The organism is Haloglycomyces albus DSM 45210 (genome assembly GCF_000527155.1).
Lineage (GTDB): Bacteria > Actinomycetota > Actinomycetes > Mycobacteriales > Micromonosporaceae > Haloglycomyces > Haloglycomyces albus.
Genome location: NZ_AZUQ01000001.1, coordinates 2183236 through 2198587 on the forward strand (window position 1 = coordinate 2183236; position 15352 = coordinate 2198587).

15 protein-coding genes are annotated in these 15352 nt (G+C 63.5%); 10 read left to right on the top strand and 5 right to left on the bottom strand.

Features of this window, described 5'->3' with window-relative positions:
- Positions 1 to 77: 77 nt before the first annotated feature.
- Genes hutH through hutU form a run of 5 tightly spaced genes read right to left on the bottom strand, consistent with a single transcriptional unit; the run spans position 78 to position 6954 of the window.
- Positions 78 to 1610 carry a histidine ammonia-lyase gene (hutH, locus tag HALAL_RS0110235; RefSeq protein WP_025273922.1) on the bottom strand — a complete coding sequence of 511 codons (1533 nt, stop codon included), beginning with the start codon at positions 1608 to 1610 and terminating at the stop codon, positions 78 to 80.
- Complete coding sequence (gene hutI, locus HALAL_RS0110240; protein WP_025273923.1) at positions 1607 to 2767, bottom strand: imidazolonepropionase; 1161 nt, start codon at positions 2765 to 2767, stop codon at positions 1607 to 1609. The genes hutH and hutI overlap by 4 nt, the downstream gene beginning before the upstream one ends.
- Before the next feature lie 7 nt (positions 2768 to 2774).
- On the bottom strand, positions 2775 to 4088 hold the full coding sequence (locus HALAL_RS0110245; protein ID WP_084471949.1) for a formimidoylglutamate deiminase: 1314 nt from the start codon (positions 4086 to 4088) through the stop codon (positions 2775 to 2777).
- Positions 4085 to 5311 (bottom strand): allantoate amidohydrolase, encoded by a 1227-nt coding sequence (locus HALAL_RS0110250; protein ID WP_025273925.1) that lies wholly within the window; start codon positions 5309 to 5311, stop codon positions 4085 to 4087. The genes HALAL_RS0110245 and HALAL_RS0110250 overlap by 4 nt, the downstream gene beginning before the upstream one ends.
- Positions 5308 to 6954, bottom strand: a complete 1647-nt coding sequence (hutU, locus tag HALAL_RS0110255) for a urocanate hydratase (RefSeq protein WP_025273926.1) — start codon at positions 6952 to 6954, stop codon at positions 5308 to 5310. Before hutU ends, HALAL_RS0110250 begins: the two co-directional genes overlap by 4 nt.
- Positions 6955 to 7773: 819 nt before the next feature.
- Here hutU and HALAL_RS16835 point away from each other — a divergent pair.
- The 10 genes from HALAL_RS16835 to HALAL_RS0110310 all read left to right on the top strand — a co-directional run bounded on the left by HALAL_RS16835 (position 7774) and on the right by HALAL_RS0110310 (position 15185).
- Positions 7774 to 8697 carry a MinD/ParA family ATP-binding protein gene (locus tag HALAL_RS16835; protein WP_211240455.1) on the top strand — a complete coding sequence of 308 codons (924 nt, stop codon included), beginning with the start codon at positions 7774 to 7776 and terminating at the stop codon, positions 8695 to 8697.
- Positions 8698 to 8728: 31 nt separating this feature from the next.
- Positions 8729 to 9382, top strand: a complete 654-nt coding sequence (locus HALAL_RS17650; RefSeq protein WP_025273928.1) for a hypothetical protein — start codon at positions 8729 to 8731, stop codon at positions 9380 to 9382.
- A gap of 120 nt (positions 9383 to 9502) precedes the next feature.
- Positions 9503 to 10810 (top strand): histidinol dehydrogenase, encoded by a 1308-nt coding sequence (gene hisD / locus HALAL_RS0110275; protein WP_025273929.1) that lies wholly within the window; start codon positions 9503 to 9505, stop codon positions 10808 to 10810.
- Positions 10807 to 11916 carry a histidinol-phosphate transaminase gene (locus HALAL_RS0110280; protein ID WP_025273930.1) on the top strand — a complete coding sequence of 370 codons (1110 nt, stop codon included), beginning with the start codon at positions 10807 to 10809 and terminating at the stop codon, positions 11914 to 11916. Before hisD ends, HALAL_RS0110280 begins: the two co-directional genes overlap by 4 nt.
- Positions 11913 to 12521: an imidazoleglycerol-phosphate dehydratase HisB gene (gene hisB, locus HALAL_RS0110285; RefSeq protein ID WP_025273931.1), complete on the top strand. Its 609-nt coding sequence runs from the start codon at positions 11913 to 11915 to the stop codon at positions 12519 to 12521. Before HALAL_RS0110280 ends, hisB begins: the two co-directional genes overlap by 4 nt.
- Before the next feature lie 46 nt (positions 12522 to 12567).
- Positions 12568 to 12735 carry a hypothetical protein gene (locus HALAL_RS18620; protein ID WP_156937698.1) on the top strand — a complete coding sequence of 56 codons (168 nt, stop codon included), beginning with the start codon at positions 12568 to 12570 and terminating at the stop codon, positions 12733 to 12735.
- 45 nt (positions 12736 to 12780) lie between these two features.
- Entirely contained in the window at positions 12781 to 13401 is a 621-nt protein-coding gene (gene hisH / locus HALAL_RS0110295) for an imidazole glycerol phosphate synthase subunit HisH (RefSeq protein WP_025273932.1), read from the top strand.
- A 64-nt stretch (positions 13402 to 13465) separates the two neighbouring features.
- Complete coding sequence (priA, locus tag HALAL_RS0110300; protein WP_025273933.1) at positions 13466 to 14188, top strand: bifunctional 1-(5-phosphoribosyl)-5-((5-phosphoribosylamino)methylideneamino)imidazole-4-carboxamide isomerase/phosphoribosylanthranilate isomerase PriA; 723 nt, start codon at positions 13466 to 13468, stop codon at positions 14186 to 14188.
- A 104-nt stretch (positions 14189 to 14292) separates the two neighbouring features.
- Positions 14293 to 14694, top strand: a complete 402-nt coding sequence (locus tag HALAL_RS0110305) for a VOC family protein (RefSeq protein ID WP_025273934.1) — start codon at positions 14293 to 14295, stop codon at positions 14692 to 14694.
- A gap of 92 nt (positions 14695 to 14786) precedes the next feature.
- Positions 14787 to 15185, top strand: coding sequence for a Rid family hydrolase (locus HALAL_RS0110310; protein ID WP_025273935.1), 399 nt, complete (start codon positions 14787 to 14789; stop codon positions 15183 to 15185).
- Positions 15186 to 15352 lie beyond the last annotated feature (167 nt).

Here is a 15352-nt window from a genome sequence, read left to right on the forward strand (position 1 = left end):
TACAAATCGTTTACCGCATAATGCCAAACGAAGGGCCCGTGAGACGGTCGTAGTGACTCTCACGGGCCTATCGCGTCCTAGTGCAGTTCACCGACCTTGGCGGCGATGTCGTCTATAAAACGGCGATCGGAGAGACGCTCGGCCACGGCTTCGATGATCGGAGCGGTGAACAGGTCGTCTCCCGGTTGCCCGGCGATCTCTTCAATGATGTCGATCGCGATGTGTCCCGATGGAGAAGGAGTCAGCGGCGCGCGCAGTTGCAGTCCGCGCGAAGCGCTCAGGAACTCCACGGCCAGCAGGTTGGCCAGGTTCGTGACGACGGTCCGCAGCTTATAGCCGGCCGACCAACCCATGGACACGTGGTCCTCCTGCATCCCGGAGGTGGGGATGCTGTCTACCGAAGCGGGGTTGGCGAGGCGACGGTTCTCCGCTACGATCCCGGCCGCGGTGTATTGGGCGATCATGAGGCCCGAGTTCACCCCGGGCTCCGGAGTGAGGAACGCGGGGAGCTCACGGTTGCGGGTGGCGTCGAGGAGACGGTCCACGCGGCGTTCGGCGATGGATCCCATGTCCGTGGCGGCGATCGCGAGGAAATCGAGGGCGTAGGCGAGAGGCGCACCGTGGAAGTTACCGGTGGACTCGACGCGTCCGTCCCGCAGCACCACCGGGTTATCCACGATGGATTCCAGTTCGTGGAGGCTGACCTGGCGGGCATAGTCGACGACGTCGCGAGCCGCTCCTGACACTTGTGGGGCGCAACGCATGGAATACGCGTCCTGTACCGCGTGCTCGAAGTCGTCGCGGTGTGAATCCATGATGGCCGAATGCTGGAGCAGCTTGTACAGGTTGGCCGCGCTCTTGCCCTGGCCCGGTTGTGGGCGTATGGCATGCAATTCGGGTGCGAAGGGGCGGTCGGTACCGAGCATGGCCTCGATCGAGAGCGCGGCGGTGACGTCGGCGACGGTGCTGAAGTGATTGAGGTCGTCGACCGCGAGGATGAGCATGGCCAACATGCCGTCCGTGCCGTTGATGAGGGCGATTCCCTCTTTGGCCGACAGCTCGACCGGCTCGATTCCGGCCTCGGCCAAGGCGGCTGCCGCGTCGACACGCTTCCCGTCGTGGTTGATCCATCCTTCACCCATCGCGACCATGGCGCAGTGTGCCAATGGAGCGAGGTCGCCCGAGGCTCCGAGAGATCCGTGACGGGGAACCCAGGGAACGATTCCGGAGTTGAGGAGGTCGGCCAGTTGTTGGGCGATGACGGGACGTACACCCGAGTAACCTTTGGCCAGAGAACGAATGCGGAGCAGGATCATGGCCCGCACGACCTCGGCGTCCATGGGGTCGTCGACACCTGCCGCATGGGAGCGCACCAGAGATTTCTGCATCCGCGCCCGGTCGGACTCTCCGATGAGCGTGTTGGCGAGCGCCCCAAAACCGGTGGAGACGCCGTAGACGGGTTTGCCCTGCTGTTCGATGTCGTCGATGATGGTGCGCGATTGGCGCATCTTGTCGAGGGCGGATTCCGACAGTTCGACGTTGTGCCCGTGGCGGGCGACGGCAATGACGTCGGCGAGGGTGGGGCCCTCAGGAGTAATGGTGATGGTCATCGGTTGTTCTCCCTGTGAATGATTTGTCCACCTTGGATGACGGTGGACACCAACGGTGTACCCGGCCGGTAGGCGAGGTGTATATGGCTGTCGGCGTTGAGCACGGTGAAATCGGCACGGCGTCCGACTTGGATGATGCCGATGTCGTCGCGCCGCAGCGCCCGTGCTCCCCCCGCGGTGGCGGCGGTGACCGCTTCGTGGGGGGTCAGGTGCATCTCGCGGACGGCCAAGGCGATGCAGAAGGCCATCGACGAGGTATAGGACGATCCGGGGTTGCAGTCGGTGGCCAGGGCGACGGTCGCACCGGCGTCGATCAGGCCCCTGGCGTCCGGGTAAGGGTTGCGGGTGGAGAACTCCGCGCCGGGTAGCAGGGTGGCGACGGTGTTGGAGTTGGCGAGTGCATCGACGTCGTCGGTGTCGAGGTGGGTGCAGTGGTCGGCGGAGGCGGCGTCGAATTCCACCGCGATCTGGACCCCGGGGCCGTGACTGAGCTGATTGGCGTGCAGGCGTGGAAGCAGCCCCGCCTTGACCCCGGCTTCCAGCACGTGCCTGGTTTGATCGCCGTTGAAGGCTCCCTTTTCGCAGAAGACGTCCACCCATTTGGCTTGAGGTGCGCACACGCTGAGCATCGATCCGGCGACTTCGTGCGTGTAGTCGTCGGAGTCGCGACCGCTGGGGACGGTGTGGGCACCGAGGAAGGTGACCTCACCGGTGTGCCGGGCGGCGATGGACAGCTGTTTGAGCTCGGTTTCGGGATTCAATCCGTAACCTGATTTGATTTCCACCGTGGTTGTACCGGTACGAGTCATTTCCCCGACGATGCGCTGGGCGGTCCGTTCCAGTTCGCTCTCCGTGGCGTCGTTCACGTCGGCGACCGTGGTGCGAATGCCGCCGCCGGTATAGGGCTGCCCGGCCATGCGGGCGGCGAATTCGGCGGCGCGGTCGTGACGGAAGACGATGTGGGAATGTGAGTCCACGAATCCCGGGAGCATTGCCTTGCCGCCCAGGTCGTAGCGGATATCGGCGGCCGGTGCCTCGCTGGAGGGGCCGATCCATTCGATACGGTCGCCATCGGTGACGACCGCGGCGTCGGTCAGTATCCCGGTCTGCGGGTCGGCGGTGAACAGTTCCCCGATATTGTCAAAGATTTGGCTCATAGTGTCTCTAATTTCGGTCCCAGAGTTTCTCGATGGCGGTGCGCAGTTCGTAGGCGGTGTCGATGGAGCCGTGCTGCCGATGGTTGGCGATGTGTCGGCCCTCGATGATGACATTGGTGATGTCACTGTCGGAGGCGCTGAGGGGCGCGGCCTCAATCGTAACGCCGGCGGTTCGTGGAGTATCGAGACTCAGCGTGACCAGGTCGGCGCGGGCTCCCGCTTTGATGACCCCGGCATCGTCCCACCCGAGGGCTTGGTGCCCGGTCCGGGTGGCGGCGCTCATGAGGTAGTGAGGACTGAAGTGACCTCGTTTATTGGTCGCGAGTCGTTGGTGACCTTCCAGCGCCTGCGTTTCGGCGAGCATGTTGATGAAGGTGTTGGAATCGGTTCCCAGGCAGAGCTGTGAGCCGGCTTGGGCCAGTCCGCGAGCTGGGCCGATGCCGTCGGCCAGCTCGATTTCGGTGGTGGGGCAGAAACACGCTCGCGCCCGGCTCTCGCCGAGGGTGGTGATATCGAAGTTGGTCAGGTGGGTGGCGTGAACGACGGTGGTGTTGGGGCCGAGAAGATTATTGCGTCGCAACAGTTCGGTGGGTGTAACGCCGAAGGCCGACATGCACTCGGCGTTCTCGGCGACCTGTTCGGACAGGTGGAGGTGAAGAGGCCGTTCGCCCACATAGTCCGCCAGCGGTTTGAAGTGCGCCACCGGCACCGCGCGCACCGAATGTGCGGCAAAGCCCTGCATGACGTGGTTACGCGCGGGCAATTGCTGGTGGCGCGCCACCCAGGCGTCGAAGTCGTCGTCGCTGAAACGACGTTGCACCGAATCGAGTTCCTTGTTGAATCCGCCCTGCAGATAGAGGGTATCAAGCAGGGTGATGCGGATACCGGCGTCGGCCGCTGCGGCGATCAAGGCTTCGCCCATGGCGTTGGGGTCGTCGTAACGTCCGCCTTCGGCGGGATGGTGGAGGTAGTGGAACTCGCCGACACAGGATATTCCCGCCTGAGCCATTTCGGCGTAGACGGCGCGGGCGAGGCGGTAATAGCCGTCGGGGTCGAGCTTATGGGCGAGCCGATACATCTTTTCGCGCCAGGTCCAGAACGTGCCGCCGTCGGTCCAGGCCCGTCCCCGCAGGGCGCGGTGGAAGGCGTGGGAATGGACGTTGGCGAAGCCGGGAACGGTGAGCCCGTAGAGGTGCTTGAACCGCCCGGTGGGTACCTCGGCTCCAGGGGTGACGGAGTGTAGGCGGCCGGCTTTGGTTTCAATGAGGACATTGGCGTGCGGGCCTGACTCGAGCCAGGCCCATTGTGCGAAATACTTCACCTGGTGAATTCCTTTAGAACGGTGGCCAAGGCCTGTACGCCGGTACCGCAGTCCTCGTCGGTCGCCCCCTCAGCGGGAGCGTGTGAGACGCCTGAAGGGTTGCGTACAAACAGCATGGCGGTGGGAAGTTCAGTGGACAGCACTCCGGCGTCGTGGCCCGCGCCGGTCGGGAGGATGGGCGCGTCGCCCAGTAGTTCACTGATTCGATCGCGCAGGCGGTGGTCGAAGTTCACCACCGCCGACTGCGATTCGCAGGTGATCGCCACCTCGGTACCGTCCTTGACGGCGCGTTGCCGGGCTTGGTCGTCCAAGCGCGACAGGATACGCCCCAGGGTTTCCTCGTCGGGCGCGCGGGCGTCGAGCCATGCGGACACGTGGGCGGCGATGGCGTTGGTCGCGCCCGGGTCGACTGCGACGCGCCCGACCGTGGCCAGGGCCTGTTCCTGAGCGGCCGCCTTGCGGGCGGCGAGAACGGTGAAAGCGAACGTGAGCATGGGGTCGCGCCGGTCGGTCAGATGCGTCGTTCCGGCGTGATCGCCTTCTCCGGTGAAATCAAAGCGCCAACGGCCGTGTGGCCAGATCGCGCTGGCGACACCGACGGCCCGATCTCCGTATACCAGGGACTTCCCCTGCTCGACGTGAAGTTCCACGAAGCGTTCGAATCGTTGTGCCGGTTGGGGAGCCTGTCCCAAGGCGTCGGGGTCGAATCCGGCGGCGGTCAGGGCTTCCGCATAGGTGGTTCCGTCGGCGTCGGTGAGGGAACGTGCCTTATCCGGAGCGACGGCTCCGGTGGACAGGCGCGAGCCCAGGCAGGGGACACCGAAGCGCCCGCCTTCCTCTTCCACGAAATCGGCGACCGTGATCGGGCGGGAAGGAGTGAATCCCTCCTCACGCAATCGGTCGATGGCGAGGAACGCCGATACGATGCCGAGTGGACCGTCGTAGGCGCCTCCGCCGGGGACGGAATCAAAATGACTTCCGGTGAGGACGGCCTTGTCGTCGCCGGTGCCCCAGGTGGCGAACATATTGCCGTTGGCGTCGGTCTCCACCTTCAAATCCCGCAGTTCAGCCTGCTCGACGAACCACGAGCGAAGTCGTGCGTGCTCGGGAGTCCAGCTGAATCGACGGTATCCACCGTTGGAGAGCCGGCCGACGGGGGCGAGTTGATTCCACAGGCGGCGAAACTCGGAGGCACCGTCGCTGGGCGTGGGTGTGTCGCTCACTCTGTCTCGCTCTCGCGGGTCGGCACGCGTACACCACGCTCGGCGGCGACGGTTTCCGCCTCCTCATAGCCGGCGTCCACATGGCGGATGACACCCATTGCCGGGTCGTTGGTCAGTACGCGCGACAGTTTCTCGCCGGCGAGTTTGGTTCCGTCGGCGACGCTGACCTGACCGGCGTGCAGTGACCGGCCGATACCGACACCGCCGCCGTGGTGAATGGATACCCAGCTGGCCCCCGACGAGGTGTTCACCAGTGCGTTCAGTAGAGGCCAGTCGGCGATCGCATCGGAACCGTCCTTCATGGATTCCGTTTCGCGGTAGGGACTGGCTACCGAACCGCAGTCCAGGTGGTCACGGCCGATCGCGACCGGAGCCTCGAGTTCTCCCGCTGCGACGAGTTCGTTGAAACGGGCTCCGGCGGCGGCTCGATCTCCCTGTCCCAACCAGCAGATACGGGCGGGAAGCCCTTGGAAGGACACCTTTTCTCCCGCCAGACGCAGCCAGCGCTGCAAGGGCTCATTGTCGGGGAACAGCTCGCCTATCGCGCGGTCGGTGCGGTAGATGTCGGCAGGGTTGCCCGACAGTGCCGCCCAGCGGAAAGGCCCTTTGCCTTCGCAGAAGAGCGGCCTGATGTAGGCGGGAACGAAGCCGGGATAGGCGAAGGCGCGGTGGTATCCGCCCTGTTCGGCTTCATTACGTAGGGAATTGCCGTAGTCGAACACCTCGGCTCCGGCATCGAGGAATCCGACCATCGCCTCGACGTGTGTGGCCATGGAGGCGCGCGCCGCCTCGGTGTAGCCTTCCGGGTCGGCGGCGGCCGCCTCGAGGGCCTTGTCGGCGTCAACGTTTTCGGGCACGTAGGACAGTGGATCGTGGGCGCTGGTCTGGTCGGTGACGATATCGACCTCGACGCCGCGACGCAGGAGTTCCGGCAGGACGGTGGCGGCATTGCCGACCAGTCCGACCGACAGGGCGCGACGCTCCCGCTTGGCCTGGACGACACGTTCCACAGCCTCGTCGAGGTTGGGAGCCACTTCGTCCAGGTAATCCTGTTCCACACGGCGATGGAGTCGACCGGCGTCGACGTCGATGATGAGGCAGGCCCCTTCGTTCATGGTGATGGCGAGCGGCTGGGCGCCTCCCATGCCGCCACAGCCGGCGGTGACGGTCAAGGTACCGGACAGGCTACCGTCGAAGCGTTTCGCGGCGACGGCGGCGAAAGTCTCATACGTTCCCTGCAGAATCCCCTGGGTGCCGATGTAAATCCAGGACCCGGCCGTCATTTGCCCGTACATGGTCAATCCGGCCTGTTCCAGACGGCGGAACTCCGGCCATGTCGAGGATTCGCCCACGAGGTTGGAATTGGCCAATAGGACTCGGGGCGCCCATTCGTGGGTCTGCATGACGCCGACCGGGCGTCCCGATTGCACGAGCATGGTTTCATCGTCCCGGAGCGTGCGCAATGTCCGCAGTATCGCGTTGAGGTCCTTGTGCGTGCGGGCGGCTTTGCCCGTACCACCGTAAACGACCAGGTCATCGGGTCGCTCGGCGACTTCAGGGTCCAGGTTGTTGTGCAACATGCGGTACGCTGCTTCGGTTTGCCATGAACCGCAGTGGAGTTCTGTTCCTCGCGGAGAACGCATCGTTGAGTCCGTCCTTTCCACATTTTGGGCGGGTGGCCCAATGTTGTCGTGAACCCGAACCGGTTGGGTGGTCAGGTGATGGTTCACGGGTCGTGTCAGTCGCCGTCAGCCGTCGAACCGGGTCGGTGACCCAAGGATTCAGCGGCCCCACGTAGCGGCATTACGTTCGATACGCTGCCGCTCACCGATCTCCTATCGCCGTATCAGGTCCAAGTAGGCAAGTATCGGGGTGCCGATCTTGAAACAACTCTGCTTGACGAGAGTCGTGCCCGTATTCGAAGGTGGCTTGTTTGCCATTATTCTCACAGATCCGCAGCAAAGCCTCAAGGGGAGTCGGTCGTGGCCACGCGCGAATCGCGCGACACGACATTCGGTTATGGAAATCGATCGCGAAGGCGTAGGTCCTACACAGGAGCGGATTATTCGGTAGGCAAGCGGAAATGCCGTCGGCGGCATTAGGTACAGGGCGCGAATGTATGGGATCGTATGAGTGGAGTGTGTTGACTGCGGCGAACACACCGGACGCAATTGCGCGATATACAATCGTCATAGGAAGGGGGCCCGAACAACGTGGCGACGCCAGAAGGTTGGAAGGAACCAAGGCGGACTTCGACATCACGATGGAGGAATTTTCTCTCCCGAGGTCGGAGTAGGAACACCGAATCCGCCTCGACGCCAGAGCGAGGTGACCACGAACAACCGAGCGATCGCCCGCCCCGTAACGAAGCACGTCCCGCACGCAGTACAGCCTCCGTGCCGCAGCCGCCTCCTTCACGATCGCGTGCCGGGATTCCGGTTGCCGGAAGTCAGCCCGAGGCCATGTCGACGCCCACCCCAGTGCACAGCCGGCCACGCGGTGGTGCCCCGGTGGCGGGAGCGGCGCAGGTGGGTGCGCCCATGCCCAATCCGACGCCACCTCGGCAAGTGCCACCTCAGCCTGTACAGCCCGGTCCGCAATTGATGGACGAGCTACGTCGTCCCCTGGGGCGCTCCCGGGTGATCGCCTTCATCAATCCCAAGGGCGGAGTCCATAAGACCACCGCCACCGTATTGGCGGCCGCGGCCATGGGAACCGCCCGTCAGAACGGGATCATCGCCTGGGACAACAACGAACTGCGCGGCACTCTCGGCTTGCGAGCCGGTTCGGCACGTCACGGCCGAACGATTCGCCATCTTGTCGAGCATCTTGATCAAGTTGAAGCCGCCGGTGTGCATTTGCCCGAACACCTGGACGAATTCCTGCGTCATTCCGCGGACGGGTCCTTCGACGTGCTTGCGGGCGACGAAGATCCCAAGCTGCAGACGAAATTGGACCCCACCACGGTGTTGCGTGTTCTCGACATTCTGACGCGTACACACGAGCTGGTTTACATCGATACGGGAAACAACGTGGAATCCAATAACTGGCGCACCGTCGTTTCCTCGGCCGACCGCTTGGTCATCACCACCGTTCCGCGTGAGGACGCCGCATTCAGCGCCGACTGGATGCTCGACCTGCTCGAAGACAGCGGATACAAACATCTCGTGTCCGATGCCGTGACTCTCCTGTCGCTCCCGACTCCAAACCCCGGCCCGCTCTTGGACGACTTGAGCAAGCATTTCAACAACCGCACCAGGTCGGTAGCGGTCGTGCCGTACGATCCCGCGCTGGAGCCGGGTTCGAAGATCGAGTTCTCGGGTTTGCGCGATCAAACCCGCCAGGCGTGGTTCGAAGCGGCACAGAAGATCGTCGCCGACTGGTAGACGCCCCCTTCGTTATGGCAAGATCTAAACCGTGACAGACACCGCCGCCCCGCATTCGGACCGCTCCACAGAGCAGAGTCGTTCCGACGCAACCAAGAATACGACGAAGGCCCCCGGCCGAACGCAGACTTTCGGAGTGGCCGCGGTGCTGGCCGCGACCCTGACGGCCCTGGGCTACCCCATGGCGGTGCTCTGGCAGGTCGTGACGCCGAGGGTAGAGATCATCTCGGCCGGATCCGGCTGGGCGATGACCGAACACTATCCGAGTGAGTTCGTGGAAGCCGACCTCAGTTTGGTGCTCATGGGACTGATCGCGGGGCTATTGGCCGCCGTTATCACCTGGACATGGCTACGGCGTTGGCGTGGCCCGACCGTCCTGCTCGGACTGGTGCTGGGATCCTTGGCCAATCAGATCGTGATCTGGCGATATGGTGTGACGCAATTCAATCAGTTCTGGGACAGCGTGCGCGACGCTCCCGAAGGCTGGCACATGTGGCGACCGGCGGCCGTCAAAATGGTCAACATCGATGTAGGGGCCGCTTGGCATGCCCTCGCAGACGGTGCCATTGGGGCCATGTTTTCGCACCTTGAACTGGGAGTTTTGGCGGGAATGCCGTTCATGGCGGCCTTCGTGTACACCGGTATCGCCGGATGGTCACGTTACGCCTCGCTGCGACCCGAGTGAGAACTCCGTGCCGTCGCCGTCCCTAACGAGGTCCTCCGGTGCCGCCGGCGACACGTTTGCGACGTCTCGTATCGCGGTCTCCTCCTCGTCACCGCGCTCTGCGACGGCTACGCTGGAAGAGTGTTGAGACGCATCGAGCTAGCAAACCGTGTATCAACCCACACGACCCGGCAGCTGTCCGAACTCATGCCTCGTGCGGAGGTCGACGTTCAGTCTGCCCTGAAATCGGTCCATCCGATCCTGCAGGCGATTCAGGCCCGGGGCACTACCGCCGTCATCGACACGGTAGAGCATTTCGACCGGGTGAAGCTCGAAACCACGCGCGTGCCCACGTCCGACATCAAAGAGGCCGTGCAACACCTCGACGCCGACCTGCGTCGGGCCTACCAAACCTCCATCGACCGCGCCCGTATCGCCCATGAAGCACAGACGGTGCCCAATAAGCGCACCGACGTCGCTCCCGGCGGTGTGGTGAGCGAACGCTACGTCCCCGTACGGCGCGTCGGTCTCTACGCACCCGGCGGCCTGGCCCCGCTCGCGTCCAGCGTCATCATGAACGCAGTCCCCGCGCAGGTGGCCGGGGTGGATTCCATCGCGCTCGCCAGTCCGGCTCAGAAAGCCAACGGAGGGCTGCCCGATTCGGGCGTTCTCGCGGTCGCCGGTCTACTGGGCATCGACGAGGTCTACGCGGTCGGCGGGCCCGCCGCGATCGGCATGTTCGCCTATGGAACCGATGAGTGTGAACCGGTCGATGTGGTCAGCGGCCCCGGAAACGTCTATGTCGCGGCCGCCAAACGCGCGGTTCGCGGTCTCGTGGGCATTGACGCCGAAGCGGGTACCACCGAGATCGCCATCGTCGCCGACCGGACCGCCGACCCGGCGCACGTGGCCGTGGACCTCATCAGCCAGGCGGAACACGATCCCTCCGCCGCGGCGGTGTTGATCACCGACTCGCCCTCGCTTGCCTCGGCAGTCGACGAGGAATTGGCCGAACGCGTTCCCGATACCCGACACAGCGAACGCATTCACACCGCCCTGACCGGGCCACAATCGGCAGCGGTATTGGTGGCCGACATGGAAGAGGCCATTACCGTCGCCGATGCCTACGCCGCCGAACACCTGGAGATTCACACCGTCGATCCACACCAGGTCGCCGACGACATCCACAATGCCGGGGCCATCTTCATCGGACCGTACTCTCCGGTGTCGCTGGGAGACTATTGCGCCGGTTCCAACCACGTACTTCCCACCGGCGGCTGCGCGCGGCACACCGGTGGACTGTCGGTGCACACCTTCCAACGGGCGATTCACGTGGTCGACTACACCGCCGAGGCCCTCCGTGACGTCGCCTCCGACGTCATCACCTTCGCCAATTCGGAAGACCTCCCCGCGCACGGGCAGGCGATCGCGGAGCGTTTTCAGAAGTGAGCGACGAAATTCACCGACTACTGCGCGAGGACCTGCGTGGGAAGCGTCCCTATGGAGCGCCTCAGATTCAGGTACCCATTGCACTGAACACCAATGAGAACGCCTATCCGCTCGATGACGAGGTCGTCGCGGTCGTCTCGCGGCACTTGGAGCAACGGCTGCGGAATCTGAACCGTTACCCCGACCGCGATGCCGTCGACCTACGCCACGACCTGGCGAAATACCTAGGTGCCGGGTTGTCGGTGGACAACCTCTGGGCGGCCAACGGCTCCAATGAGATCCTGCAACAGTTGTTGCAGGCCTTCGGCGGACCGAACCGGACGGCGCTGGGATTCATGCCTTCCTATTCCATGCATCCTCTACTGGCACGCGGAACCGGCACCGACTTCGTCGACGCCGGTCGTCGGGCGGACTACAGCCTGGACGCCGAACACGTCGCACAGGCGATCACCGCACACGATCCGGACGTGACCTTCCTGGTCTCTCCCAACAATCCGACAGGCACGGCCTTGACCACCGACGTCATCACCGCCGCCTACGACGCTTCCCACGGACTGGTCGTCGTCGACGAAGCTTACGCCGAATTCGCCCGCGACTCGTCGCACTCCGCGATTCACCTGCTACCGGGGAGATCGCGACTGGTCGTCAGCCGCACCATGTCCAAAGCGTTCGCCTTTGCGGGGGCGCGAGTGGGGTACCTCGCCGCCGATCCCGCGGTCGTCGAAGCGCTCCAGTTGGTACGGCTGCCCTATCACCTGTCCGCTTTGACACAAGCGGCGGCTCGTGGCGCCCTCGAATGCTCCGAACAACTGCAGCACGGAGTGGAGAGGCTACGTCGCGAACGCGATCGAATCGTCGACACCCTGCGGTCGTGGGGACTGCCGGTCGCCGACTCCGACGCCAACTTCGTCCTGTTCGGCGGCCTGACCGACAGCCACGCGGTATGGCAGAAACTGCTGGACCGAGGGGTGCTCGTGCGTGACATCGGTCTGGACGGACGCCTGCGCGTCACCGCCGGAACGGAAACAGAGACGACCGGGTTCCTGGACGCCCTGGACAGCACCCGGAACGAAAACCCGGAACTATTTGTGGAGGCCGAACAATGAGCCGAACCGCCCACGTCAACCGCACCACCGGTGAAACCAGTGTCGACGTTCACCTCGACCTCGATCCCGACACGGTGACCGTCGACGTGTCCACCGGCGTTGGATTCTACGACCACATGCTGCATCAACTGGGAAAACACGGTGGTTTCGGACTCTCCGTTCGTACCGAAGGCGACTTGCACATCGACGCTCACCACACGCTCGAGGACACCGCGATCGCGCTCGGGAGCGCCTTCGCGGAGGCACTCGGCGACAAACGCGGAGTCGTACGATTCGCCGATGCCACGGTCCCCCTCGACGAGGCCCTGTCCCGCGCGGTCGTCGATCTGTCCGGCAGGCCCTACTGCGTCCACGACGAGCCTCTGGAGATGGCCGACACCATCGGAGGGGACTATCCCACCTCCATGACTCGGCACGTTCTGGAGTCCTTCGCACACCATGCGCGAATCTGCCTCCACGTATCGGTGTTGCGTGCCTCCAACCCAGGACAGAAACCCGATGCGCACCACATCGTCGAATCACAGTTCAAAGCGCTCGCTCGCGCACTTCGCGCCGCGACTCGGCGCGAAGGAGACGAGATTCCCTCAACCAAGGGCGTCATCTGAGACTCGCCGTGAACAACGGAGACCACCGAACCGGGAAGGACTGATCATGGGTGAGAGCGTCGCCCCCATCCTCTTGATGGCACTGGCGGGAATACTGGCCGGAGGGTCGTATACCCTGCGACAGAACGACAAGACCCTGGCCTCCCTCATCTGCGGTTTGATCGGAATGGTGGCCTTCGCCTACGCGATCTACGTCCTGTACGGCCCGCAGTAGCGGCGCGAACCGCTCCAGGGAAGCTCCAGAAGGAGACATACAGCAATGGCTCAACCGCACGTCGTACTGTTCGACTACGGCTCCGGAAATCTCCGTTCCGCCTACCGGGCGCTCAGTCATGCCGGGGCGGATGTGGAACTGACCGGTGATCTCACCGCCGCCACAGCGGCCGATGGACTGGTGATTCCCGGAGTCGGAGCCTTCGCCGCCTGCATGAGAGGAATCCACGCGTCCGGAGTCGACCGCGTCGTACGAGAACGAGCCGCGACACATCGCCCCGTACTCGGAATCTGCGTGGGACACCAAGTCCTGTTCCAATCCGGAAACGAACACGGGCACGTTGCCGCGGGAATCGGGCTGTTCGACACCGCAGTGGAACGCTTGGACGCCCCCGTCCTTCCGCATATGGGATGGAATACCGTCACCGGTGGTGGCGACCTCCGGCTCTTCGACGGGATCGACCCCAATGAACGGTTCTACTTCGTCCACTCCTATGCGGTGAAAACCGCGCCGCACGATGCCCGGGTCGCCCGAACCGACCACGGTGGAGACTTTATCGCCGCCGTGGAATCCGGGCCGATCTCGGCGACTCAGTTCCATCCCGAGAAGTCCGGCACCGCCGGACTTCGACTGCTGGGAAACTGGCTGTCCACACTGGCGGAGTAGACGGCACCCGTAGTCGTCGAAGACCGCACCGTACCCGAAATAGTATCGCTGTAGAGGACCTGACATGACTTCACTTGAACTACTGCCGGCAGTCGACGTGGTCGGCGGCAAAGCCGTACAACTTGTCCAGGGCGTGGCCGGAACCGGGAAGCAATACGGCGACCCGCTCGACGCCGCCCTCGAATGGCAACGTCAGGGCGCGCAGTGGCTGCACCTCGTCGATCTCGACGCCGCATTCGGCCGAGGCGACAATCGCGAACTGCTGTCCCGCGTCGTATCAGAGGTGGAGATGAACGTCGAGCTATCCGGCGGAATCCGCGATACCGCCAGCCTCGAACGTGCCCTGGAATCCGGGGCAAAACGAGTCAACATCGGCACGGCCGCCCTGGAAAACCCCGACTGGTGCGACCAGGTGTGCGCCGAATACGGCGACCGCGTCGCCATTGGACTCGACGTGAAGGGCAACCGCCTGGCCGCGCGAGGCTGGACCCGCGAAGGCGGTCAACTGGACGACGTACTGGAACGTCTGGAGAAGGCCGGGTGCGCTCGCTACGTGGTGACCGACGTCGCGGGTGACGGTATGTTGAGCGGACCGAATGTGGACCTGTTGCGGCACGTCTGTGAACGCACCGACAAACCGGTCATCGCCTCCGGAGGAGTGTCGTCATTGGACGACATCCGAGCTCTGAATGCTCTGACCGATATCGGCGTTGAAGGAGCGATCGTGGGCACAGCTCTGTATGAACAACGCTTTTCGGTGGCCGAGGCCCTGGAGGCTGTTGCCTGAGCGGGTACCTCTGGACGGGTGATACCCGGACATCGCTAAAACCCTTGTCGGTATCCGCACGGTCACTTAAGCTGAATTCCTCAGCGACAGAAGGGAAAACAGCGTTGAAACTGACATTCAACCACACCATCGTGTGGGCATACGACAAGCAGAAGACCGCCGAGTGGTGGGAGCAGATCTTCGATGTGACGGCCGAGCCGTTCGGTCCGTTCCTGCAGATCAAATGTGAGAACGGTGCTGACCTTGATATTGCCGACATCGATATCAATGGGGACATGGATTCGGTTGTGGAGCAGCACTATGCGTTCCTTATCGAGGATCACGCCTTCGATGAGATCCTGGGGCGGATTCGGGACCGCGGTATTGAGATTCATGCCCACCCGGATGGAAGCGGACAGGGGGAGTACAACACCAACGACGGTGGCCGAGGAATGTACTTCAGTGACCCCAACGGGCATAACCTCGAAGTCATCACCGTTCCCTACGGCGGTTGGGATCAGGCTTAGGGCACGTTAGGCGATCGTCACTTTCGTTCATCTCAATCGTTAATTGCAATGACGAAGGGTCGGAATTGGATTGAACGTCAAGGTGGGCGAAAGTGGCGATTCTTAAGCGTGTAGAGGAAAGCGGACCGTGGGCGAACCTGTACGGCTACGCCAAAGCCGTAGGGGTCGGCCCCCTGGTCTTGACGAGTGCCTGTTCGGCGGATGTGGTGGCGAGTCCGCACCTATTGGATGAACCGGCAGGTCAAGCTAAGGAGTCGTTTCGGCGTGCTCTCGACGCCGTCGTGGAGGCGGGGGCCGGAGTGGCCGACGTGGTGCGCACTCGTATCTATCTGACCGATCCCGAATACGCCGATGTCGTGGGCCGGGTACACGGAGAGATCTTTGGAGTGGTGAAACCGGTGGCCACGGTGGTCATGGTTTCCCAGTTGATGATCCCGGGGCAGATCGTGGCCGTGGAGGTGGAGGCCTTTCGCGCCTGGCGCGAATCGTAGCGTCGGGAGCGACGCGAGCGGCGATCGAATCCTGGTGCCGCGGTTGCGACGTTGAGGTGGTCGAACCCGATCGACATCCCTGCTACCGTGATGTTGTGTGTCACACTTATAGGGCTCTGAGGAGGCACAACAGCGGTTTGCCGACGGCTGCCACTGTCAACCTGAAC